Raw genomic sequence first — 21,841 nt, forward strand, 5'->3', positions numbered from 1 at the left:
GCCGTGCGGCGCGTACGGCGCGGGCTCCGCGGGCGCCGCGTGCCAACATTCCGGAGACATCGCCCCCGAGGGGCCGATATCGGCGCCCGGAGCCGACAGACGCGGCAACTCTCCGGAGTGTTGCCCCGTCTCCGGCCGACCCCGCCCCGCGGGTCCCGCAGAGGCCGCGGGAATGCCCGGCGGCCCCGCGCGTTTGACTCTGCGATGTCTTCTTCCGCCGCCCCCGCCCTGTCCGTGCTCGATCTCGTGCCCGTGAGGTCAGGGCAGACCAGCGCCGAGGCGGTGGCGGCATCCCTCGATCTCGCACGCACCGCCGACGAGCTCGGCTATCGCCGGTACTGGTTCGCCGAGCACCACAACATGCCGGCGGTCGCGTCCACGGCGCCGCCGGTGCTGATCGCCGCCGCCGCCGCGCGCACGGCGCGCATCCGCGTGGGCTCCGGTGGCGTCATGCTGCCCAACCACTCGCCCCTCATCGTCGCCGAGCAGTTCGCCGCGCTCGAGGCCCTCGCGCCGGGGCGCATCGACCTCGGCATCGGGCGCGCGCCCGGCAGCGATCCCGGCATCACTCAGCTGCTGCGCCAGTCTGGCACGACGAGCGAGGTCGACCGGTTCCCCGACAACATCCGCGACATCCTCGCGATGTCCTCCCCCGAGGGCGCGACGGTGCGCTTCACCAGCGGCGGCACGTACGACGTGCACGCCACCCCCGCGGCGGGCGCCGCACCCGAGGTCTGGCTGCTGGGATCGAGTGACTACTCGGCGCAGCTGGCGGCGTCCCTCGGTCTTCCGTACGTGTTCGCGAACCACTTCGCCGGGGAGGGACTCGAGCGGGCGCTCGCGCTCTACCGCGACCAGTACCGCCCCAGCCAGTCGCACCCCGCGCCTCGCACGTTCGTGACCGTCAACGTCGTCGCCGCCGCGACCGCCGACGAGGCTGAGGCGCGTGCGCTGCCGCAGCTGCGGATGATGGCCAGGCTCCGCACCAACAAGCCCCTCATCCCCCTCGAAACCGTCGAGCAGGCGCAGGCCGAGCCCATGGACCCGATCGCAGAGTCCTTCGTGGCGTCGGGCCGGCAGCGGTGGTTCGTGGGCACGGGCGAGCAGGTCGCCGCCGAGGTCGCGGCCTTCGCGAACCTGCACGGCGTCGACGAGGTCATGCTCTCGCCGGTCGCGGGCGCCTTCGACGCCGAGCCACGGGATGCTGCGGGTGGCCGCGCGCAGACACTCGAGCTCGTCGCGGCCGGCGCCCGCGCGGCGGTCGGCTGACGCCGCCGCGTCGCTCCCGGGCTACGCCTCGGGGGCGCCGCTGAGCAGTCCGCGCAGCCAATCGCGCGCCTCGACGAAGACGTCGTCGGAGTAACGATCGGGATAGCGGACGACGTTGCGGTCGGCACGGGGGTACGAGCCGAGGAAGAGCACCTTCGGGCTGAACCGCCGCAGGCCCAGCAGGGCGTCGGCCATGCGCTCGTCGTGGATGTGCCCGTCGGCGTCGATGACGAACCGATAGCGGCCGAGGGCGTCGCCGATCGGGCGCGAGGCGAGCAGGCTGAGGTTGATGCCGCGGGTGGCGAACTGCTCGAGCAGTTCGAGAAGTGCTCCCGGGTGGTCTTCGGGCAGCTCGACGATGAGGGACGTCTTGTCAGCGCCGGTCGGGGGCGCCGGGGCGACCGTACGGCTGACGAGCACGAACCGCGTCACGGCGCTCGGGTTGTCGCCGATGTTCTCGGCGAGGACGGCCAGGTCGTGGTGCTCGGTGATGGTGGGCGGGGCGATCGCGGCATCGGCGTCGTTCGTTCCATCGAGCAGGCCCACGGCGCTCGCGACATTGCTCGCGCTCGGCAGGTGGGCGTGCCCCGGCAGGGCCTTGGTGAGCCACTGCAGGCACTGCCCGTAGGCGACGGGATGCGCGGCCACGACGTCGACGTCCGCGAGGCTCGTGCCGGGCAGAGCGACCAGCACGAAGTTCACAGGCACGAGATACTCACCCACGATGCGCAGTCCGGGAACGGTGGCCAGAGCATCTTGTGCAGTCGAGACACCGCCGTCGACGGAGTTCTCGATCGCGATCATCGCGGCGTGCGAGCGGCCCTCGGTGACATCGGCGAGCGCTTCGCCGATGTTGCGTACTGGCCGCCAGCGCTGCCCCCGCGCCTCGGGCACCTGCGCGAGGGCCGCCTCGGTGAAGGTTCCGGCCGGCCCGAGGTAGCTGTAGGTGCGGGGGGCGGGTTCGGCGGCGGTCGTCACAAGCAGTCAGCCTAGTCGGGCATCCGCGCCCTGTTCGGGTGCCTCGAGGCGGGTGCGAACCTCTCCCTGCCGGCGGATGCGATCGCGCCAGGCGCTCACGAACATCCAGATGGCGTAGACCAGCAACGCCCCGCTCGCCAGCGGGAGCACCCATGCGCGCAACTCCCCCGAGATCAGGACGTTCATCCATCCGAGCAACGGGATGCTGTACAGCAGCACTCCGCGCAGCTGGGGCGCCCGGACGGGTTCGAGATCGGCGGCGTCGTTCGCATCGCCCTGCGTCACCAGCACGCGCTCGCCGTCGCCCGCCCGACCCTCGCCGACGACACGGTGCGTCGCGACGGGGGACTTGCCGGATTCGAGCTGAAAGGTGACGACATCGCCCACCCGGACCTCGTCGAACTCGCGGGGCTGCACGACGACGAGCGACCCGAGCGGAATCGCGGGTTCCATCGAGCCGCCGAGGATGGTGTACCGCTCACCCCCGGCCACAACGGGCACGACGAGCACCAGCGCGGCGATCAGCGCGACGAGGCCGAACGCGCCCCACGCCAGGCCCCGACCGAGTGAGGCGATCACCGACCGGGTCAGCCGACGGCGTCAGGCAGAGGTTCGGCGACCTGCGTCAGCGTCACCGGCAGCGGCTTCAAGCTGATGCCGTAGACCATCGTCTCCGAGTCGGCGTGGTCGGCGGGAACGGCGACCGTGACCGTGACCTCCACCAAGCCGCGCCCCGAGACGTTGAACGAACGCGCCTCATTCGTTGCCGAGAACGTCAGATTCTCGGACCACTCCTCCACGACACTCACCGTGAGATCGGTCTCGATCGCGTCGAGGACGAACTGCGGGGTGTTCTCGAACTCCAGATCGGCGACGTTGAGGACTGTGTCCGCCCCCGTCGCGACATCGATCCCGAAACGGTGGTTATAGGTGACCACATCTCCGGGCACGAGCCGGCTGTCGTAGCTGTTCAGCGTTTCATAGGTCACCTCATCGCCGTTGAGGTAGTAGGTCTTCGCGCCTTCCATGAGCTGGACGTGCCCCATCTGAAGGGTCAGCTCATCGGTGCTCTCCGAGGCCTGCCAGTAGGCGAGCGATCCGGCACCACCCCCGAAGAGAGCGACGGCCGCGCCTGCGGCGATGGTTCCTTTGAGGACTTTGTTCATGGTGTTCCTTGGGGAGAGGAAAACGGCATCGTGCGGGGACACCGCTCACGCTAGGGGCGCGCGCGTCACCGGAACGCGGGCTTCAACCACCGAGGTCGGTGGTTGTGGAAGCTGGCGCGGCTCAGCCCGGGAAGTTCCGGGCGCTGCCGTCGACGACGACCTGAGCGGCGGTCGCCCGACCTGGCGGGAGCAGCCGGCCGACGAACCGGTCGTGCGCCTCATCCACGACGCCCCGCATCCACTCCGCGATCGCTGCGGCGGCGACCGCGTCGATCTCCGCCTGTCCCGCGTCGTCGAGCAGCACCACGTCGACCCCGCGGGTGCGCGCGCGTACGGCGGCCTCGATCAGGGGAGGGTGCAGCAGCCGGCCCGCGCGGTAGCCATCCCGCAGTCGCCCCTCCAGTGCCCGGGCATGCGCACGATCGTCGGCGCTGAGCTGCTCACCGGAGGCGACGCGTGCAAGAAGGGGCCCTGCCAGCTCGTCGAGCTCGGCGCGCCGATCCTCGATCTCGTGTTGTGCCGCGCGATCCCATTCCCGCTGCTGCGTCGCCGATGCCGCTCGACGGGCGAACGCTCGGGTCGATCGTCGCATGCGCACGATGGATGCCGCGAAGAGCGCCCCGAGGCCGACGATCGTCGCCGTCCGGACCACGATGCTGACGATCTGAGTCAGGTCGCCGCCCCGCACGAACGCGTCCGCGACGGGGAGGAGCAGGAGAGGGACGAGACCGACGACCGCGAGTGCGGGACGCGCGTCGAACGCCACGGCGACGAGGACGAACCCGGCAGCGGGGATGAACCACGCGCTTCCGTAGGTGAGGGGTGGCGGGGTCGCGAGCAGCCCGCCGAGGATCGTGACGCCGAGGACGACGACCACCGCGACGCCCCGCGACGCGCGCCCCGGCGGGATGGGCAGAACAAGCGCGGTCGCCGCCAGGATGCCCGCCAGGACGGTCAACGGCCACCATCCCGCACCGGGGTCGGCGACGACGGCCACCGCGGCCACGAGCGTCTGCGTCAGCACGAAGAGAGCCGCGATGGCGAGCACCCCCGGAAGCGAGAAGACGGGGCGCCGGAACGAGGGGGGCTCGGCGAAGTGGTCGTCGGGACCGCTCTCCTCGTCCCAGCGCAGCTCCACGGTCGTGCCCCGCCCCGGTGCCGATGCGACTCGCGCGTCCCCGCCGGCCAGGTCCCGCATGGCGCCCTCGATGCTCGTCGCGATCCCCAGACGACCCGGAGCCATCGAGTGGGCCGAGAATCCCACGCCGTCGTCGACGATCCACAGCACGAGACCGGCCCCGCCGACCTCGAGGCGAACGCTCCGGGTGCACGTCCCCGCGTGCCGAACGCTGTTGTCGAGGGCCTGCCGCGCCGCGACGACCACCGCGTCCATGACGTGCTCGCCGGGAGCGACGGCCCGCGCCACGCGCTCGACGGTGAAGTGCGCTCCCGCCTCGTCGGCGAGCACCCGCAGTCGATCGATCCAATCGTCGGGCTCCGTCTCGACGGCGATCACGGCGGTCGCCCGCCGGGCCTGCAGGCGCACCGCCTCGGCCGAGCCGACGACCGCCTCCGATGCGCCGCGGAGCGCCGCCAGGACGTCGTCGTGGACGAAGGAGGCGACACGGGCGCGCGCAGCGAGGCGACCCCGTGCCGCCCCCTGCTCGGCCACGACGGCGTTCACCCTCCCCGCGGTCGCATCCAGCTCCCGGCTGACCCGCAGGACATGCGCCGAGATCAGGCAGAGCGTCGCGCCGGTCATCAGCGCCTGAGCATCGTTTGCGAGCCCCGTCATCGAGTAGCCACCCAGGGCGACGCGGTAGGCCGCCACGAGCCCGGCCCAGGCGAGGATCGCCGCCCAGCCCAGGCCCGCTCCCCCCGCGACCACGGCGGCGACGGCGAATCCGCCCACGGCCGTCAGCGCCCAGGGCACGGTTCCCGCTGTCGCGGTGCCATCCAGGACCCCGCTCGCGGGGGCGAACAAGACGAGCGCGAGGAAGAAGATCGCCACCCCGGCCGCCGCGCCGACCCGCAGCGCCCCCACCCCCACCCATGCCGATGCAGCGCCCACGACCACGAGCACCGCGAAGGCCGCACCGGTCACGACGGAGAACCAACCCGGCAGCTCCACCCGGCCCTGAGGATCAGCGACGACGAACGTCGTGATGGACGAGATCACCACCGTGACGGCGATCCCCGAGACGAGCAACCGCGCAGCGGCGAGTTCTGCGCGGCGTCCGCCGCGCATCCCCCGCGCGAGCTCACCCACGGCGCGGAGCAGGCAGGAAGCCGTCCTCGAGGCTCCGCTGGTACAGCTCGATCTTCGTCGCCGCGGGGCGCCCGAGCTGGCGGTACACGGCGCGGATACGGCGCAGATGATCGTTGACGGTGTTCTCGCTCACGTACAGCGCGGCCCCCACTTCCTTGGCACCGAGGCCCACGGCGTAGAGCCCCAGCACCTCTCGCTCCCGAGCGGTGAGAGGCGCCGCACGCAGCAGAGGGTCGGTGTCCAGGGCCGACGCCCACTCGGTCGTGGGCACGTACTCCCCGCGTGCCGCGGCGAGCAGCGCGGCGGACAGGACATCGCGCGGTACGGACTTGCGCACGATGCCCAGCGCGTCCGTCCGCGACGCCTCGCGCACGAGGTAGGGATTCTCCGCGGCGGTGAGGATCAGCACGGACGCCCCCCACGCAGTGGCCGCCCGTACGTTCGCGTCGGGGGCTGTGCCATCCGGCAGACTCAGATCGAGCACGACGAGATCGGCGTCCCGACGACGGCGGACGAGAGCATCCATCGTCGTCTCGTGCCGGGCGAAGACCAGATCGGGTGCATCGTCGACGATCGCCCGCACCGCCATCGCCACGAGTTCGTGATCATCGACGATCGCGACCCGCGTCGGCATCGCGGTCGGCTGCACTTCCGTCACACGCGGCACTCTCGAACCATATCGGCACGTCCCCGCCCGGGTGTGGGAACGCGACGAAAGGATGCTGGAGCGCCCTCGGCAGGGCAGACTAAGCACATGAGCCGCGCAGGACAGCCCGCCGAGGCATCCGATCTGATCGACATCGACGAACTCATCTCGGCGTACTACGACCGAAAGCCGGACGCCGGCATCCCCGAACAACGCGTCGCGTTCGGCACGAGCGGCCACCGCGGCTCGTCGCTGTCGACGAGCTTCAACGAAGACCACATCCTCGCCACGACGCAGGCGATCATCGACTATCGCCGCGCGCAGGGCATCGAGGGCCCCCTGTTCCTCGGCCGCGACACGCACGGCCTCTCGCGCCCCGCCGAGCGCAGCGCCATCGAGGTGCTCGTCGCCAACGGCATCGACGTGCGCGTCGATGCGCGCGACTCGTGGGTGCCCACGCCCGCGCTCAGCCACGCGATCCTCGCGTACAACCGCGATCTCGACCTCGACGACTCCGGCCGCGCCGACGGCATCGTCGTCACCCCCAGCCACAACCCCCCGCGCGACGGCGGGTTCAAGTACAACCCGCCGAACGGCGGGCCGGCCGACACCGACGCGACCGGCTGGATCGCGAACCGGGCCAACGAGCTGATCGCCGCGGGCCTGGACGGCGTGCAGCGCGTGCGGTTCGCCGACATCGTGGCCGACTCGCTGGGCACTTACGACTTCCGGCAGGAGTACGTCCGCGACCTCGCGAGCATCATCGACCTGGAGTCGATCAAGAACGCGGGCGTGCGCATCGGCGCCGACCCCCTCGGCGGGGCATCGGTCGACTACTGGGCGCTCATCGCCGAGATGTACGGACTCGATCTGACCGTCGTGAACCCGGACGTCGACCCGACGTGGAAGTTCATGACGCTCGACTGGGACGAGAAGATCCGCATGGATCCCTCGTCGCCCAACGCCATGGCCTCTCTCGTCGCACGACGCGACGACTACGACCTGCTCACGGGCAACGACGCCGACGCCGACCGGCACGGCATCGTCACGCCCGATGCCGGCCTGATGAACCCCAACCACTACCTCGCGGTCGCGATCGACTACCTGTTCTCGCACCGCCCGGGCTGGGGCGCCGATGCCGCCGTCGGCAAGACGCTCGTGTCGTCGATGATCATCGACCGCGTGACCGAGTCGCTCGGGCGGCGCCTGCTCGAGGTGCCGGTCGGGTTCAAATGGTTCGTGCCCGGCCTGCTCGACGGATCCGTCGCCTTCGGCGGCGAAGAGTCCGCCGGGGCGTCGTTCCTGCGCACCGACGGCGGGGTGTGGACGACCGACAAGGACGGCATCATCCTGTGTCTGCTCGCGGCCGAGATCCTCGCGGTCACGGGCAAGACGCCCTCGCAGCGCTACGCCGAGCTCGAGGCCGAGTTCGGCGCATCGGTCTACCAGCGGGTCGACGCGCCCGCGTCCCCCGCGCAGAAGGCGGCGCTGTCGAAGCTGTCGCCGGATGCCGTCACCGCGACGGAGCTTGCGGGTGAGCCGATCCTCGCGAAGCTCTCGCACGCCCCCGGCAACCAAGCGGCGATCGGGGGGCTGAAGGTCGTGACCGAGCATGCGTGGTTCGCGGCGCGCCCCTCGGGCACCGAAGACGTCTACAAGCTCTACGCGGAGTCGCTGCGCGGTCCCGAGCACCTCGCTCAGGTGCAGGCCGAAGCCCGCGCCGTGGTGTCTGCCGCCCTCGGCGACTGAAGCGGCTCTATCGCGAAGACCCCGGGGCGCTCTCGCGCACGATGAGCGACGTCGCGACGATGTCGTGGGCCACAGCATCCCGCCCCTCGACGCGTGCGAGGAGGGCCGACACCGCGCGCGCACCCAGGGCGTCGAAGTCCTGCCGCACGCTCGTGAGCGGCGGCCAGTAGTCGGCGGCGTCGAGCACGTCGTCGAAGCCGACCACCGCGACCTCGCCGGGCACGGCGCGACCGCGATCGTGGAGCGCGCGCAGCACGCCGAGCGCCATCTGATCGTTGGCGGCGAACACCGCCTGCACCCCCGGGTCGTCGGCCAGCGACCGACCCGCGATGTGACCGGATGCTGCGCTCCAGTCACCGCGCCGGACCTCGGGCGCCGCGATGCCGGCCTCGGCGAGCGCCGCACGCCAGCCGCGTTCGCGCTCGGCCGCCGCGTACGCCGAGGCGGGCCCCGCCACGTGATGGACCGTGCGTGCCCCGCGCGCGAGCAGATGCCGCGTGGCGGCTGCGGCGCCTCCCGCGTGGTCCGACTCGACCGCGAGGAACCGCGCATCACCGCCTGAGTCGATCGCGACGACCGGCATCCCGGCCGGGACGTTCGCGGCGCGGGCCGCGGGCGTGGCCTCGTTCAGCACGATCGCACCGTCCACGCCCTGCTCCGCGAGCGCGGCGAAGGCGGCGTCGGCCACGGCGTTGGCGGCGTCGGCCACGGCGTTGGCGGCGGCGTTCACGGTACCCGGAGCGGCGTTCGCGGCGGGCACGGCGAGGCTCGCGACCACGACCGCGTACCCGCGCGCCGCGGCAGCGGCGACGAGGCTCTCGAGCATGCGGGTGTTGCCGACCGAGGCGAGGGTCGCGACGACGACGCCGAGCGTGTGCGTGCGCCCCGTGCGCAGGGCGCGGGCCGCACGGTGCGGGCGATACCCGAGACGCTGCATCGCGGCCTCGACGCGGGCCCGCGTCGCCGGATCGACATTGGTCAGACCGTTCGCGACGCGCGACACCGTCTGACCGGACACCCCGGCCTCGGCCGCGACATCGGCCATCGACACTCGCCGCTCCATGCCGACCTCTTTCTGTTCACAGCTCCGGTGGTTTTGCCGATGTTGACGTTACCATTGCTTCCGCACTATCGTGTTGACGTGAACACTCCGGAGCTTTGGACAGATCCGACCGTCACCGCGCTCGGCGCCGGCGTCATCCGCCGCGCGACCCGCATGGCCGACGGCCGCGAACTGATCTACTACGACGACGCCGACACCACCCTGCCGCCCGAGCGCGCCGTCGACCCGCGCGATCTCGCCCCCCGCCCCGCGACCGCGGCGATGCGGCACGACGTGCTCACCGGAGACTGGATCTCGGTTGCCCAGGCCCGCCAGAACCGCGCGTTCCTGCCGCCCGCCCACCTCGATCCGCTCGCCCCGCAGAGCCCCACCAACCCCTCCGAGGTGCCCTCGCTCTACGACGTCGTCGTCTTCGAGAACAAGTCGCCCTCCTTCGGGCCGGGCCTCGCCGAGGCCACGGCGGATGCACCCCGGGCCGATGATCCGCCGCAGGATCTCGCCGACCTCGACGCCCCGGGCCTCGGCCGCACCCGCTCTTCCATCGGCAGGTGCGAGGTCGTGTGCTTCAGCCCCGCGCACGAGGGCTCGTTCGGCACGCAGACCCCCGTCCGCGCACGCACGGTCATCGAGGCCTGGGCCGACCGGACGGCCGCGCTGTCGGCCCTGCCGGGGGTGCAGCAGGTCTTCCCGTTCGAGAACCGCGGCGAGGAGATCGGCGTCACGCTGCACCACCCGCACGGCCAGATCTACTCCTACCCCTACATCACGCCTCGCACGAGGTCGCTGCTCTCGGCGATCGAGCGGGAGGGCGATGACCTGTTCGAGCGCATCATCGCGTTCGAGTCCGCGGGGCCGCGCGTCGTGATCGACGCCGAGCACTGGATCGCGTACGTGCCGTTCGCCGCGCGCTGGCCTCTCGAGGTGCACCTCGCACCTCGGCGCCACGCACCCGACCTGGCGGCGACGACCGCCGCCGAGCGCGACGAGCTCGCCGAGGTGTACCTCCGGCTGCTGCGCGGCATCGACCGGCTCTACGACACCCCCACCCCCTACATCGCCGCGTGGCACCAGGCGCCGGTGCACACGGCGCGCGACACCGCGCGCCTGCACCTGCAGCTGACCTCACCCCGGCGCGCGGCCGACAAGCTGAAGTACCTCGCGGGCTCCGAGGCCGCGATGGGCGCCTGGATCGGCGACATCGCCCCCGAAGACGCCGCCACCCGAATCCGAGAGGCGATCGAGAGTTGACCGAACCCCAGACCGCAGCCGCGCAGGCGACCACCCTTCTGCGCACCCTCACCGACGCCGCCGCCGAGGGGGCGTGGTCGGCCCCCGGCCGTGCCAACCTCATCGGCGAGCACACCGATTACAACGAGGGCTTCGTGCTGCCCTTCGCCATCCAGCACCGCACGCACGTCGCCGCCGCGCGCCGCGCCGACGGCGTGGTCCGGGTGGTGTCGACGTTCGACCCGATTCCCGTCGAGGTGCGCCTCGACGACCTCCCCACCCTCTTCGACCGGCCGGATCACGGCATTCCCGAGTGGGCGGCATACCCCCTCGGCGTCGCATGGGCCGCGATCGCTGCGGCGGGTGCCGCGCCGGGCGCGCTCACGGGCCTCGACCTCGCGTTCGCGTCGGACGTGGCCATCGGGGCGGGCCTGTCGTCGTCGGCCGCGATCGAGGGGGCGACAGCATCCGCCCTCGACGACCTGTGGATGCTGGGACTCACACCCCTCGCGCTCGCCCAGGTCGGTCGCAGGGCCGAGAACGAAGCCGTCGGCGCGCCCACCGGCATCATGGACCAGGTCGCATCGATGCTCGGTCGCCCGGACGCCGCAACGTTCCTGGACTGCCGGACCCTCGAGACGCAGAGCGTCGACCTCGGGTTCGACGCCGCCGGGCTGCGGCTGCTCGTCATCGACACCGGGGTCAGTCACTCCCACGCGACGGGCGGCTATCGCGAGCGCCGCGCGTCGTGCGAGTTCGGGGCCGCGGCGCTGGGCGTTCCTGCGCTGCGGGATCTGACGATCGACGACCTGCCCCGCGCCGAAGCCCTGCTCGATGACGTCACGTTCCGGCGCGTGCGCCACATCGTGACCGAGAACGACCGGGTGCTCGACACCGTGCAGATACTGCGCGAACGCGGCCCGCTCGCGATCGGCGGGCTGCTCGTGGCCTCGCACGCCTCGATGCGCGACGACTTCGAGATCTCGGTGCCCGAGCTGGACACGGCGGTGGAGGCCGCACTGCGGGCGGGGGCGTTGGGTGCGCGCATGACGGGGGGCGGCTTCGGCGGCGCGGCGATCGCCCTCGTGCCGGATGCGCTGCGCGATGCGGTGGCGGATGCTGCGGTCCAGGCCTTCGCCGACCGCGGCTACGCCGCGCCGCACGTGTTCACCGTCACGCCCTCGCGAGGCGCCGGACGCGACGCGTAGGCGAGGCACCGGACGCGTAGGCGCTGCCGCGTACGCGAGCCTCGGCACGCACGCAACCCCTCGCGCGCCGCCGCTCACCTTCGTAGAGTCGGGGCCGGGGTCAGCCTCGCAACCCATCCGGGCCCCCTCGAGGAAGGACACATCATGGCGTATGTCACCGTCGCAGCCGAGAACTCCGTCGACGTCGAGCTCTTCTACACCGACCAGGGCTCGGGTCAGCCCGTGGTGCTCATCCACGGCTTTCCGCTGAACGGCGAATCGTGGGGCAAGCAGCAGGCGGCCCTGCTCGATGCAGGGTATCGCGTGATCGCCTACGACCGGCGGGGATTCGGCGCCTCGACGAAGGCGGGCACGGGATACGACTACGACACGTTCGCCGACGATCTGGCCGCGCTGCTGAACACCCTCGACCTGCACGACACCGTGCTCGTGGGGTTCTCGATGGGCACGGGCGAGATCGCCCGGTACCTCTCGCGTCACGGCAGCGAGCGCATCGCGAAGGTCGCCTTCCTCGGATCGCTCGAGCCGTTCCTGCTGATCACCGACGACAACCCCGACGGCGCGGGGCCGCAGGACTTCTTCGACGGCATCGTCACCGACATCCGCCGCGACCGCTACGCCTACCTGACCGGATTCTTCGCGGGCTTCTACAACCTCGACGAGAACCTCGGCTCGCGCATCTCGCAGGAGGCTGTGGATGCCAGCATCCAGGTCGCCAATCAGGCGGGCAACACCGCGCTGGCGGCCGCGCCGCTGACGTGGCCCACCGACTTCCGCGCCGACATCCCGGCCGTCGACGTGCCGGCGCTGATCGTGCACGGCACGGCCGACAACGTGCTGCCCATCGACGCGACGGGACGCCGCTTCAAGGAGCTGCTCCCCGCCGCGACCTACGTCGAGATCGAGGGCGCACCGCACGGGATGCTGTGGACCCACGGCGACGAGATCAACGAGGAGCTGCTCGCCTTCCTCCGCGCTTAGCGCTCACGCGCCGCCGAGCAACTCCTGCACCTGCTCCCGGGTGATCGCGACGTTCGGGAACGTCGCGAGGCGCCCGATCGGGAACGATCCCACCAGCTGCAGCATTCCGTCGGCCGCGTCGCCCACGCCGAACGCCTGGCCGAGGATCTCGCGCAGGCGCGGGCCGGCCGTCGTGTCGGCGAGCAGTTCGAAGATCGACGAGTCCGCCGTGGCGGGCAGCACGAGCTCGTCGCCGGGCACCTCGACGACGACGACGCCGCGGATGTCGCGGCTGGACGCGCCGACGTGCACGTCGTACGCGCCACCCTCGACGATCCAGCGGTCGACGCGGATGTCCCAGTAGGCCAGGTCCTCGCGGCGCACCGTCAGTTCGACCTCTCGGGTCTGCCCCGCCTCGATCGCCACACTCTCGAACGCCTTGAGTTCGCGCGGTGCGCGCTGCACGCTCGATCCCTCGAGCGCGGTGTAGACCTGCACGACCTCGCGGCCCGCGCGCGACCCGGTGTTGGTGACGGCGACCCGCACGAGCACGTCGCCGTTCGCGGCGAGGGATGCTGTCGGCCGGCCGTATTCGAAACTCGTGTACGAGAGCCCGTGACCGAAGGGATAAGTCACATCGAGCCCCCGCTCGTCGTACCAGCGGTACCCGACGAACAGGCCCTCGCCGTATCGGACGTGGCCGTTCTCGCCGGGGAAGTTGCCGTAGGAGGGGTTGTCCTCCAGGCGCACCGGGATGGTCTCGGCGAGGCGGCCGGAGGGGTTGACGGCGCCGTAGAGCACATCGGCCGTCGCCGACCCGCCGGCCTGGCCGAGCAGCCAGCCCTCGACGATGGCGGGCACGTCGCCCGCGAAGGGCAGCGCGACCACGCCGCCATTGGAGAGCACGACGACCGTGCGCGGGCTGGCGGCGACCACGGCGTCGAGCGCGGCGAGCTGATCGGCCGGCAGGTCGATGTGCTCGCGGTCGAAGCCCTCGGACTCGGCGGCGGCGGGCAGGCCGAGGAAGACGACGGCGACGTCGGCGGCGGCGGCGGTCGCCGCAGCCTCCGCGCGCAGCGCCGTGGCGTCGCCCGAACCGTCGATGCGGAAACCGGCGGCGAAGGAGACCGTGTCCTCGTCGGCATACTCGACGATCGCCTCGAGGGCCGTGTCGAGACGGGTCGGGTTGATCAGCGACGACCCGGCGCCCTGGAAGCGCGGCGTCGTGGCGAAGGCCCCAATGACGGCGACCTTCTGGGCGGGGTTCAGCGGCAGCATCCCGCCCTCGTTCTTGAGCAGCACGAGCGCGCGGCCGGCGACCTCGCGGGCCAGCGCGTGGTGCGCGTCGACATCGAGCGGACCGGCCTGGGCGGGACGCCGCTGAGCCTTGCCGACGAGATCGAGCACGCGACCGGCGACCAGGTCGAGGGCGGACTCGTCGAGCGAGCCCTCACGCACGGCCGCGACGACCCGCGCATCGGAGATCCCTCCGCTGGAGGGCATCTCGAGGTCGAGTCCCGCGGCGACACCGGCGACACGATCGTTGACGGCGCCCCAGTCAGAGACGACGAGGCCCTCGAAGCCCCACTCGTCGCGCAGGACGCTCGTGAGCAGCCACGGGTCCTCCGACGCGTAGACACCGTTGATGCGGTTGTAGGAGCACATCACCGTCCACGGCTGCGCGTCCTGAACGGCGCGCTGGAATCCGCGCAGGTAGATCTCGCGCAGCGGACGCGGGTCGACGTCGCTCGAGACGCGCAGGCGGTCGGTCTCCTGGTTGTTGGCCGCGAAGTGCTTGAGCGAGGCGCCCACGCCCTGCGACTGGATGCCGCGCACGAGCGCGGCGCCCATCACGCCGGAGACGATCGGGTCCTCGGACATGTACTCGAAGTTGCGGCCGCACAGCGGCGAGCGCTTGATGTTGATGCCGGGGCCGAGGATGACGGCGACGTCTTCGATGGCGGACTCGACACCGAGGGCCGCGCCCACGCGCTCCGCGAGCTCGGGGTCGAAGGTGGCGCTCAGCCCGACCGCGGGGGGAAAGCAGGTGGCCGGCACGCTGTCGGCGAGGCCGACGTGGTCGTTTCCGCCGCTCTGCTTGCGCAGGCCGTGCGGGCCATCGGTCATCATGACGCTGGGCACGCCGACGCGCTCGATCGCGGTGGTCGTCCAGAAATCGGCCCCGCTGGTCAGCGACGCCTTCTCCTCGAGAGTCAGGTCGGCGACGGCGCGTGCGTCCGTGTCGGCGGGGGTGTCGGTGAGGGTCGTGTCGGTCACGGTCACTCCTTCGTGGGATCTGTCGCCGGCAGCGACGCAGCGGCTCGACGGGCGACGCCGTCCATCAAAACCATATGGCGCTAGGTTTTGAAAAGCAAGCATCGCTCGGTCTACGCTCGGGGCATGGCACAACGGGGGTCATACGCCAAGGGCGTGGCCAAACGCGACGAGATCCTGCGCACGGCTCTCGAGGTGATCGCGCGGGAGGGCTTCCGGAACACCTCCGTGCGGGAGCTGGCCGACGCGGTCGGACTCTCGCAGGCGGGACTGCTGCACTACTTCGGCACGAAGGAGGAGCTGTACACCGCGATCCTCAGCAAGCGCGACGAAGTCGACATCGACACGTACGGCCCGATCGACACGGCGGATCAACCGCGCGGCGTACTCGAGACCTACCTCAACGTCATCCGGCACAACGCCGACGTGCCGGGCCTCGTACAGCTCTTCGCCCACGTCTCCGTCGACGCGGTCGATCCGCAGCACCCCGCGCACGACTACTTCGCCGGACGCCAGCACCGGCTGCGCGATCTGTTCGTGCCCGTCATCGAGCGATTGCAGCAGGAGGGCCGGCTGACGACGCGCATCGACCCCGCGACCCTCGCGACGATCGTGCTCGCCCTCGGCGACGGCCTTCAGACCCAGTGGCTGGTCGATCCGGAGCTCGACATGGCCGGGACCATCGCGGCGCTGCTCGGCGCCCTCGAGCTGCGCGCCGACTAGCGCCGCGATAGGAGCTCGCCGCCCCTCACGCCAGCGCGGGGATCACCTCGCGCTGGAAGAGCTCGATGCCGGAGCGGTCGTAGGCGTGCTCGGGGAAGTAGTGGATGGCGTAACCCAGCCCACGCTCGCGCAGCGCGACGAGCCGCTCGATGACCTGCTCGGGCGTGCCCACCAGGCCCGCACCACCGCGATACTCGTGCATGAACGCCTCGGTGCGGTCGCCGAGATAGGGGGCGACCCGATCCTCGATGACCGCGAGCCGCTCCGCCACCTCGGCCGCGGACGAGGCGATGACGGTGTTGAAGTTGGCCGACAGGGTGATCTCGCCGAGGTCTCGACCGATCGCATCGGTGTGGCCCTTCAGCACCTCGCGCTTGTGACTGAACTGCTCGGGATCGTTCGAGAAGTTCGTGTACTGCGCATACTTCGCCGCGATGCGCAGGGTGACCCTCTCGCCTCCACCGGCGACCCAGACGGGGATGCCGCCCTCCTGGAGCGGCCGCGGCTGCACGATCGCGTCTTCGACCGTGTAGTGCGCGCCCTGCAGCGTGGCGCGGCCCGTGCGCCAGGCCTGCTGCATGATCTGGACACCCTCGTCGAGCATCGCGAGGCGATCCTTGATCGGCGGGAATCCGTAGCCGTACGCACGCCACTCGTGCTCGTACCAGCCGCCGCCGATCCCCATCTCGACGCGTCCGCCCGAGACAAGGTCGATGGTCGCGGCGACCTTCGCGAGGTAGGCGGGGTTGCGGTAACCCATGCAGGTGCACATCTGACCGAGGCGGATGCGGTCTGTCACGGCGGCGAACGCCGCCATCAGCGTCCACGCCTCGTGGGTGGCCTCATCGCTCGGGACGGGGACGGTGTGGAAGTGGTCGTAGACCCACAGCGACTCCCACGGGCCCTCGTCGGCGCGCTGGGCGAGTTCGCGCATGACGCGCCACTGCTCGGACGGCTCGATGCCGACCAGGTCGTGACGCCAGCCCTGCGGGATGAAGGTTCCGAATCTCATCCCTCCACCCTAGGCAGGGGCGGCGCTCGCACGGTCTTCGCCGCGCACTCGGGCCCCCGGCATCCGCACGGCCATCACCTCGATCGCGGCGGGGTTGGCGTCGATGAGCACGGCGCTGCGGCCGAGAGCGGCCGCGACCGCGCCCGTCGTGCCGCTGCCGGCGAACGGGTCGAGGACGAGGTCGCCGGGACGGCTGGAGGCGCCGATCATGCGCCGCAGGATCCCCTCGGGCTTCTGTGTGGGGTACCCGGTCTTCTCGCGTCCGCTCGTGGGCACGATCGTGTGCCACCACACATCGGTGGGCAGCTTGCCCCGCGCCGCCTTCTCGGGCGTCACCAGGCCCGGGGCCATGTACGGCTCGCGGTCGGCGGCATCGGCGTCGAAGACATACCGCGCCGGGTCTTTGACGTAGACCAGGATCGTGTCGTGCTTCGTCGGCCAGCGCCGCCGGGTCTTGGCCCCGTAGTCGTACGCCCAGATGATCTCGTTCAAGAAGCAGTCCCGGCCGAAGAGGGCGTCGAGGGCGACCTTCGCGTAGTGCGCCTCGCGATAGTCCAGGTGCAGGTAGAGGGTGCCCTCGGGCGAGAGCAGACGCCACGCCTCGTACAGGCGCGGCTCGAGGAACGCCCAGTAGTCGTCGAACCTGTCGTCGTACGCCCGGAGCAGCCCCCGCACCCGCTCGTATTCGCGCCCGTGGAAGCCGCGGTTGATGACGCCCGCCTGGGCGACCCCTGCCTCCGCCGTCTCCTCCCCGGGCGACCCCGCGTCCACTCCCGGCGCCCGCGCGGTCTCCACGGCTCGCTCACGCGCGCGGCCGGTGTTGAACGGCGGGTCGAGGTAGACGACGGTGAAGGCGCCGTCGGCGAGGCCGGACATGACCGAGAGGTTGTCACCCTGGATGATGTCGACCCGGCTCACGGCACGCGCCGCAGCCAGGCGTCGGTGGCGAACTTGGCGGCGACGAGGGCCTCGGCCTCGTCGTACTCGTCCGCGCTGATGGTGCCCCGCTCCGCGCCGTACAGGTTCGCGAAGGTCTCCAGCAGCCGCTCGATGACGGCCTCCCGCGGCAGCCCGGTCTGGCTGCGCAGCGGATCGACGCGCTTCGCCGCCGAGGCCGTGCCCTTGTCGCTGAGCTTCTCGCGGCCGATGCGCAGCACCTCGGTCATCATCTGCCCGTCGATGTCGTAGCTGAGCGTCGCGTGGTGGAGCACGCCGCCATTGGCGAGACGCTTCTGCGCGGCGCCGCCGATCTTCCCGGTCGGGCTCGCGATGTCGTTCAGCGGCTGATAGGTCGCGTCGATGCCGAGCGAGCGCAGAGCCTGCAGCACCCAGTCATCGAGAAAGGCGTACGAGTCCGCGAACGTCATGCCCGCCACCAGCGCGGCCGGAACGTAGAGGGAGTAGGTCACGATCTGCCCGGCGCCCATCATCATCGCCCCGCCGCCGGAGATGCGGCGGACGACGTCGAAGCCGTGCCGAGCCGCGCCCTCGGGGTCGACCTCGTTGCGCAGGGACTGGAACGAGCCGATCACGACGGCCGAGGCATCCCACTCCCACATGCGCAGGGTCGGGGTGCGGCGCCCGTCGCCGACGCGCGCCGTGAGCACCTCGTCGAGGGCGAGGTTCATGCGCGGCGACACCGCCTTCTCGTGCACGATCTGCCAGTCGAAGTCACGCCAGCCGGGCGCCGTGACGAGGGAGCGCCGCACCGCGGTGCCGACCGCCTCGGGTGTGAAGCCCAGCATCTGCGTGCCCTCGGGGAGCGCGGCGCGGATCGCGGCGGCGATCGTCGCGACATCCGCCGTCTCCGGCAGACCGGTGACGGCCCCATCGATCGCGTCGAGCGCGACATCCGGCTCGAGGAAGAAGTCGCCCGCGAGGTGGAAGTCGGCGATCCGTCCCTCGCGCACCTCGAGGTCGACGACCACCAGCTTGCCGCCGGGCACCTTGTATTCGCCGTGCATGCCCTCAGCCTAAAGCGGGCGGACCCACGGAGTCCGGATCAGGCGCCTCTGCCGCGGCGCCGGGACCGCACGGCGCCCCATGCGATCGCCGTCGCGGCCGCGAGAGTCGCGCCGGTCACGGCACCCACACACCAGCCGATCCCCCACGCGACGGGCAGCACGGCAATGACCACGAGGGCGGCGGGAGCGGCCGAACCTGTCGCCACACCGGCGAGCAGCGCACCGAGGATGCCGGTGACCGCCGCGATGACCGCGCCCCACAGCAGATCACCCCCGAACGAGCGCACGCGGACCTCGGCGTCGACCTCCGAGCGCTCGGCGGCAGCATCCCCCCGGTCATGCCCCTGCGCCGCGCCGAAGACGGAGAACACCCGGAAGCCGGAGAAGACACCGCCGAGCACGCCCGGAAGGACGAGGGGCGACAGCACCGCCCCTGACACGACCGTGCCGAGCGAGATGCCGCCCTCGAGCACCGCCGCCACGGCGACGGGCGAGGTCAGGGCGCTGGGCAGTGCCGCGACGGCCACGAGGCCGCGGATGAGATCGACGCGGGGGCGCGTGTGCGGGCGGGCGGGCGCGTCGGTCACGGCGATCTCAGACCCTCGCCGCGAATCGCGCGTCGAGCCACGCGAGCAGGTCGGCGCGCACCTCGCCCTGCTGCACCTCGTTGAAGATCTCGTGCCGCGCGCCCGGGTAGACCAGCGTCGTGACGTCGTCGAACCCCGAACGCTCGCGGTAGGCGCGGGCGAGCCGGTGCACCGAGACGGGCCCGCCGACGGTGTCGTCGCGGCCGACCAGGAGAAGGATCGGGATGCTGTGGCCCACCGCCTCGCGCAGGCCCCGGCGCGGGCGCCCGTACAGACGCGCCGCATCGAACGGGCCGAACAGCTTCAGCAGCGGCTGCGACGTCGTGAGCGGGTCGGCGGCGAACGCCTCGCCCACGGAGGGATCGGAGGAGAGCCACGCGAGCCCCGTCGGATCCTCGTGCTTCCACGGTGCGTTGAGGTCGCCGGGATTGAGCGAGCCGGGCCAGCGCAGCGCAGACCCCGAAAGGACGAGCGCGTCGTAGGCGTCGGCGTGCCGGTCGAGCAGCATCTGCGCGAGGAACGAGCCCCACGAGTGCCCGAGCAGAACGAGGGGGAGGTCGGGGTGCGCGGTGCGGATCAATCCGGTCAGCTGCCAGAGCGCGTCGAGCGTGGCGGGCATGCCGCCCGGGCCCAGTCTGCCGAGGCGCTCGGGCGTGCCGTGCTGCGCCAGCCCGGTGCGGCCGTGGCCGCGGTGGTCGTCGGCGTAGACGGTGAAGCCGGCGGTGTTCAGTGCATCGATGAGGCTGCCGTAGCGGCCGGCGTGTTCGCCGACGCCGTGCAGCAGCTGCACCACGCCCCGGGCGGCGCCGCGGGCGGGATGCACATCGTAGACGATCGTGATGCCATGGGCGTCGGTGAACTCGGGCACGCGGTCGAGTCTAGGGGCGGGGCGCGCGGCTGTACCCCCGTGGGCGCCCGATCATTTACTTAGCATGGGTAATGAGCTATGCTAACGAAAAGCATGAGACCCGATTCCGCCACCGCTGCCACCGACGATCACTCGACCGAGGCGTCGCGTCTGCGCGGCGCGGTACTCCGGTTCGCCCGACGCCTGCGCAATCAGCGGGCGATCGACACGATGAGCGACGGGCAGCTCGCCGTCCTCGGCTGGCTCAAGATGCGCGGCCCCCACACGCTCGGCGAACTGGCCGAGCGTGAGCGCGTGTCGGCGCCGTCCATGAACCGCACCGTCAACTGTCTCGAGGAGTCCGGGTTCCTCCAGCGCAGCCCCGACGACGCCGATCGCCGCAAGGTCAACGTCTCGCTCACCGACGCCGGGCACGAGATCGTCGTCGAGACGGGCAGGCGCCGCGACGCGTGGCTCGACGACGCGCTCGCCGAGCTGTCCGCCGACGAGCGGGCGACGCTCGCGGCCGCAGCCGAGATCATGACCCGGATGGCCGACCGATGAGCTCGAGCATGTTCCGCTCGTTCTCGGTGTTCAACTACCGCGTCTGGTTCATCGGCGCACTCGTGTCGAACGTTGGCGCGTGGATGCAGTCGACCGCGCAGAGCTGGGTCGTGCTGACCGAGCTGACCGACAACGATCCCGCCGCGATGGGCATCACGATGGCGCTGCAGTTCGGGCCGCCGCTGCTGCTCGTGAGCCTGACGGGCTGGGTCGCCGACCGGTTCGACCGGCGCCGACTGCTCATGATCACGCAGGGCGCGATGCTGCTCCTGGCGATCGCCCTCGGCGTTCTGCTGCTGACCGGCGTCATGACCCTGCCGATGATGTACGGCTTCGCGCTGGCGCTCGGCATCGCGACCGCCTTCGACAACCCGGCCCGGCAGGCTTTCGTCTCCGACATCGTGGAGCGCGAGAATGCCTCCAACGCGATCGCCCTGAATGCAGCATCCTTCAACGGAGCCCGCATGATCGGCCCCGCCGTGGCGGGCATCATGATCGTCGCGATCGGCACCGGGTGGGTCTTCATCGCCAACGCATTCACGTTCCTCGCGATGGCGATCGCGCTGCTGCTGATCCGGCCCGCCGAGCTGATCCCGCGTGCCACCGCCCCGGGACGCTCGCGCATCGCCGAGGGCTTCCGGTACGTCTCGCACCGGCCCGACCTGCTCGTCGTGTTCGCGATGGTGTTCCTGATGGGTGCGTTCGGCATGAACTTCCCGATCTTCGCGTCGACGATGGCGCTGGAGTTCGGGCAGCAGGCCGACGGGTTCGGCCTGCTCTCGTCGATCCTGGCGATCGGCTCGCTCGCCGGCGCCCTGCTCGCCGCACGCCGCGATCGCGCCCGCATCCGCGTGGTGATCATCGCCACGCTCGGTTTCGGCCTCGCGTCGGCGCTGTCCGTGCTGATGCCCTCGTACTGGGCGTACGCCGCGACGCTCGTGCTCGTCGGATTCAGCGTCGTCACGACCCTCACCACGGCCAACGGCTACGTGCAGACGACCACCGACCCGGCCGTGCGCGGGCGGGTGATGGCGCTCTACGTCGCCGTCATCATGGGCGGCACGCCGGTCGGGGCCCCCATCGTCGGCTGGATCGCGGGAGAGTTCGGCCCGCGCATGGCGATCCTCGTGGGCGCCGCGGCGGGGTTCGCCGCGTTCGTCATCGGGGCGACGTGGATGCTGGCATCCGGCCGCGTGCACCGCCACGAGACGCGGCGGTTCGGGCTCTCGCTCGACCACACCCGTCCGGTGTCGATCATCGCTCCCGAGCCGGTGGAGTTCAGCGACGAGGCGGCGGGCACGACGCCGATCCCCCTCACTCGAGCCTGAGTCTTCC

Annotated in this window: 20 protein-coding genes; 8 read left to right on the top strand and 12 right to left on the bottom strand. The window is 71.4% G+C overall.

Going from position 1 to position 21,841, the window contains the following annotated elements:
* Positions 1–204 precede the first annotated feature (204 nt).
* Complete coding sequence (locus AB2L57_RS15910; protein ID WP_292809955.1) at positions 205–1,269, top strand: LLM class flavin-dependent oxidoreductase; 1,065 nt, start codon at positions 205–207, stop codon at positions 1,267–1,269.
* A gap of 21 nt (positions 1,270–1,290) precedes the next feature.
* On the opposite strand, the gene pheA is transcribed toward AB2L57_RS15910, so the two are convergent.
* From pheA to AB2L57_RS15935, 5 genes are all read right to left on the bottom strand, one after another.
* Complete coding sequence (gene pheA, locus AB2L57_RS15915) at positions 1,291–2,247, bottom strand: prephenate dehydratase (protein ID WP_292809953.1); 957 nt, start codon at positions 2,245–2,247, stop codon at positions 1,291–1,293.
* A 6-nt stretch (positions 2,248–2,253) separates the two neighbouring features.
* Positions 2,254–2,826, bottom strand: a complete 573-nt coding sequence (locus tag AB2L57_RS15920; protein WP_409047530.1) for a signal peptidase I — start codon at positions 2,824–2,826, stop codon at positions 2,254–2,256.
* Between the two features lie 8 nt (positions 2,827–2,834).
* Positions 2,835–3,413 carry an alternate-type signal peptide domain-containing protein gene (locus AB2L57_RS15925; protein WP_409047531.1) on the bottom strand — a complete coding sequence of 193 codons (579 nt, stop codon included), beginning with the start codon at positions 3,411–3,413 and terminating at the stop codon, positions 2,835–2,837.
* A gap of 121 nt (positions 3,414–3,534) precedes the next feature.
* The gene (locus AB2L57_RS15930; protein WP_409047532.1) at positions 3,535–5,682 is read right to left on the bottom strand and encodes a sensor histidine kinase; all 2,148 of its coding nucleotides are present in this window, start codon (positions 5,680–5,682) and stop codon (positions 3,535–3,537) included.
* Entirely contained in the window at positions 5,675–6,340 is a 666-nt protein-coding gene (locus tag AB2L57_RS15935; RefSeq protein WP_409047533.1) for a response regulator transcription factor, read from the bottom strand. The genes AB2L57_RS15930 and AB2L57_RS15935 overlap by 8 nt, the downstream gene beginning before the upstream one ends.
* A gap of 96 nt (positions 6,341–6,436) precedes the next feature.
* On the opposite strand from AB2L57_RS15935, the gene pgm reads away from it, so the two are divergent.
* Positions 6,437–8,077 (top strand): phosphoglucomutase (alpha-D-glucose-1,6-bisphosphate-dependent), encoded by a 1,641-nt coding sequence (gene pgm, locus AB2L57_RS15940; RefSeq protein ID WP_409047534.1) that lies wholly within the window; start codon positions 6,437–6,439, stop codon positions 8,075–8,077.
* Between the two features lie 7 nt (positions 8,078–8,084).
* On the opposite strand, the gene AB2L57_RS15945 is transcribed toward pgm, so the two are convergent.
* Complete coding sequence (locus tag AB2L57_RS15945; protein ID WP_409047535.1) at positions 8,085–9,140, bottom strand: LacI family DNA-binding transcriptional regulator; 1,056 nt, start codon at positions 9,138–9,140, stop codon at positions 8,085–8,087.
* 153 nt (positions 9,141–9,293) lie between these two features.
* On the opposite strand from AB2L57_RS15945, the gene galT reads away from it, so the two are divergent.
* From galT to AB2L57_RS15960, 3 genes are all read left to right on the top strand, one after another.
* Positions 9,294–10,388, top strand: coding sequence for a galactose-1-phosphate uridylyltransferase (gene galT, locus AB2L57_RS15950; RefSeq protein ID WP_409048638.1), 1,095 nt, complete (start codon positions 9,294–9,296; stop codon positions 10,386–10,388).
* The gene (gene galK / locus AB2L57_RS15955) at positions 10,385–11,575 is read left to right on the top strand and encodes a galactokinase (protein WP_409047536.1); all 1,191 of its coding nucleotides are present in this window, start codon (positions 10,385–10,387) and stop codon (positions 11,573–11,575) included. Before galT ends, galK begins: the two co-directional genes overlap by 4 nt.
* A gap of 144 nt (positions 11,576–11,719) precedes the next feature.
* On the top strand, positions 11,720–12,556 hold the full coding sequence (locus tag AB2L57_RS15960; RefSeq protein WP_409047537.1) for an alpha/beta fold hydrolase: 837 nt from the start codon (positions 11,720–11,722) through the stop codon (positions 12,554–12,556).
* Positions 12,557–12,559: 3 nt separating this feature from the next.
* Here the strand turns inward: AB2L57_RS15960 and AB2L57_RS15965 are convergent, their stop codons facing one another.
* Complete coding sequence (locus AB2L57_RS15965; RefSeq protein ID WP_409047538.1) at positions 12,560–14,812, bottom strand: glycoside hydrolase family 3 C-terminal domain-containing protein; 2,253 nt, start codon at positions 14,810–14,812, stop codon at positions 12,560–12,562.
* Positions 14,813–14,935: 123 nt separating this feature from the next.
* On the opposite strand from AB2L57_RS15965, the gene AB2L57_RS15970 reads away from it, so the two are divergent.
* Positions 14,936–15,532 (top strand): TetR/AcrR family transcriptional regulator, encoded by a 597-nt coding sequence (locus tag AB2L57_RS15970; protein ID WP_409047539.1) that lies wholly within the window; start codon positions 14,936–14,938, stop codon positions 15,530–15,532.
* Between the two features lie 25 nt (positions 15,533–15,557).
* Here the strand turns inward: AB2L57_RS15970 and AB2L57_RS15975 are convergent, their stop codons facing one another.
* From AB2L57_RS15975 to AB2L57_RS15995, 5 genes are read right to left on the bottom strand one after another with little or no spacing between them, the layout of a single operon-like run.
* The gene (locus AB2L57_RS15975) at positions 15,558–16,544 is read right to left on the bottom strand and encodes an LLM class F420-dependent oxidoreductase (RefSeq protein ID WP_409047540.1); all 987 of its coding nucleotides are present in this window, start codon (positions 16,542–16,544) and stop codon (positions 15,558–15,560) included.
* A 9-nt stretch (positions 16,545–16,553) separates the two neighbouring features.
* The gene (locus AB2L57_RS15980) at positions 16,554–17,420 is read right to left on the bottom strand and encodes a DNA-methyltransferase (protein WP_409048639.1); all 867 of its coding nucleotides are present in this window, start codon (positions 17,418–17,420) and stop codon (positions 16,554–16,556) included.
* Between the two features lie 38 nt (positions 17,421–17,458).
* On the bottom strand, positions 17,459–18,508 hold the full coding sequence (locus tag AB2L57_RS15985; RefSeq protein WP_409047541.1) for a biotin/lipoate A/B protein ligase family protein: 1,050 nt from the start codon (positions 18,506–18,508) through the stop codon (positions 17,459–17,461).
* Positions 18,509–18,546: 38 nt separating this feature from the next.
* On the bottom strand, positions 18,547–19,095 hold the full coding sequence (locus AB2L57_RS15990) for a hypothetical protein (RefSeq protein ID WP_409047542.1): 549 nt from the start codon (positions 19,093–19,095) through the stop codon (positions 18,547–18,549).
* Positions 19,096–19,102: 7 nt separating this feature from the next.
* A complete protein-coding gene (locus AB2L57_RS15995) occupies positions 19,103–19,963 on the bottom strand; it encodes an alpha/beta fold hydrolase (RefSeq protein WP_409047543.1) in 861 nt (286 codons plus the stop codon).
* 93 nt (positions 19,964–20,056) lie between these two features.
* Between AB2L57_RS15995 and AB2L57_RS16000 the strand changes: the two genes are divergently transcribed.
* On the top strand, positions 20,057–20,506 hold the full coding sequence (locus AB2L57_RS16000; RefSeq protein WP_409047544.1) for a MarR family winged helix-turn-helix transcriptional regulator: 450 nt from the start codon (positions 20,057–20,059) through the stop codon (positions 20,504–20,506).
* Positions 20,503–21,834, top strand: a complete 1,332-nt coding sequence (locus AB2L57_RS16005) for an MFS transporter (protein WP_409047545.1) — start codon at positions 20,503–20,505, stop codon at positions 21,832–21,834. Before AB2L57_RS16000 ends, AB2L57_RS16005 begins: the two co-directional genes overlap by 4 nt.
* Positions 21,835–21,841: the final 7 nt, after the last annotated feature.

The sequence above is a fragment of the Microbacterium sp. HA-8 genome, assembly GCF_046111165.1.
Lineage (GTDB): Bacteria > Actinomycetota > Actinomycetes > Actinomycetales > Microbacteriaceae > Microbacterium.

What these genes read in the sequence shown, in the direction of transcription:
- AB2L57_RS15910 (WP_292809955.1), top strand. Translation starts at nt 205, where the DNA reads ATGTCTTCTTCCGCCGCCCCCGCCCTGTCCGTGCTCGATCTCGTGCCC.
- AB2L57_RS15925 (WP_409047531.1), bottom strand. Translation starts at nt 3,413, where the DNA reads ATGAACAAAGTCCTCAAAGGAACCATCGCCGCAGGCGCGGCCGTCGCT.
- pgm (WP_409047534.1), top strand. Translation starts at nt 6,437, where the DNA reads ATGAGCCGCGCAGGACAGCCCGCCGAGGCATCCGATCTGATCGACATC.
- AB2L57_RS15945 (WP_409047535.1), bottom strand. Translation starts at nt 9,140, where the DNA reads ATGGAGCGGCGAGTGTCGATGGCCGATGTCGCGGCCGAGGCCGGGGTG.
- galT (WP_409048638.1), top strand. Translation starts at nt 9,294, where the DNA reads ATGGCCGACGGCCGCGAACTGATCTACTACGACGACGCCGACACCACC.
- AB2L57_RS15960 (WP_409047537.1), top strand. Translation starts at nt 11,720, where the DNA reads ATGGCGTATGTCACCGTCGCAGCCGAGAACTCCGTCGACGTCGAGCTC.
- AB2L57_RS15970 (WP_409047539.1), top strand. Translation starts at nt 14,936, where the DNA reads ATGGCACAACGGGGGTCATACGCCAAGGGCGTGGCCAAACGCGACGAG.
- AB2L57_RS15975 (WP_409047540.1), bottom strand. Translation starts at nt 16,544, where the DNA reads ATGAGATTCGGAACCTTCATCCCGCAGGGCTGGCGTCACGACCTGGTC.
- AB2L57_RS15980 (WP_409048639.1), bottom strand. Translation starts at nt 17,420, where the DNA reads ATGTCCGGCCTCGCCGACGGCGCCTTCACCGTCGTCTACCTCGACCCG.
- AB2L57_RS15985 (WP_409047541.1), bottom strand. Translation starts at nt 18,508, where the DNA reads ATGCACGGCGAATACAAGGTGCCCGGCGGCAAGCTGGTGGTCGTCGAC.
- AB2L57_RS16000 (WP_409047544.1), top strand. Translation starts at nt 20,057, where the DNA reads ATGAGACCCGATTCCGCCACCGCTGCCACCGACGATCACTCGACCGAG.
- AB2L57_RS16005 (WP_409047545.1), top strand. Translation starts at nt 20,503, where the DNA reads ATGAGCTCGAGCATGTTCCGCTCGTTCTCGGTGTTCAACTACCGCGTC.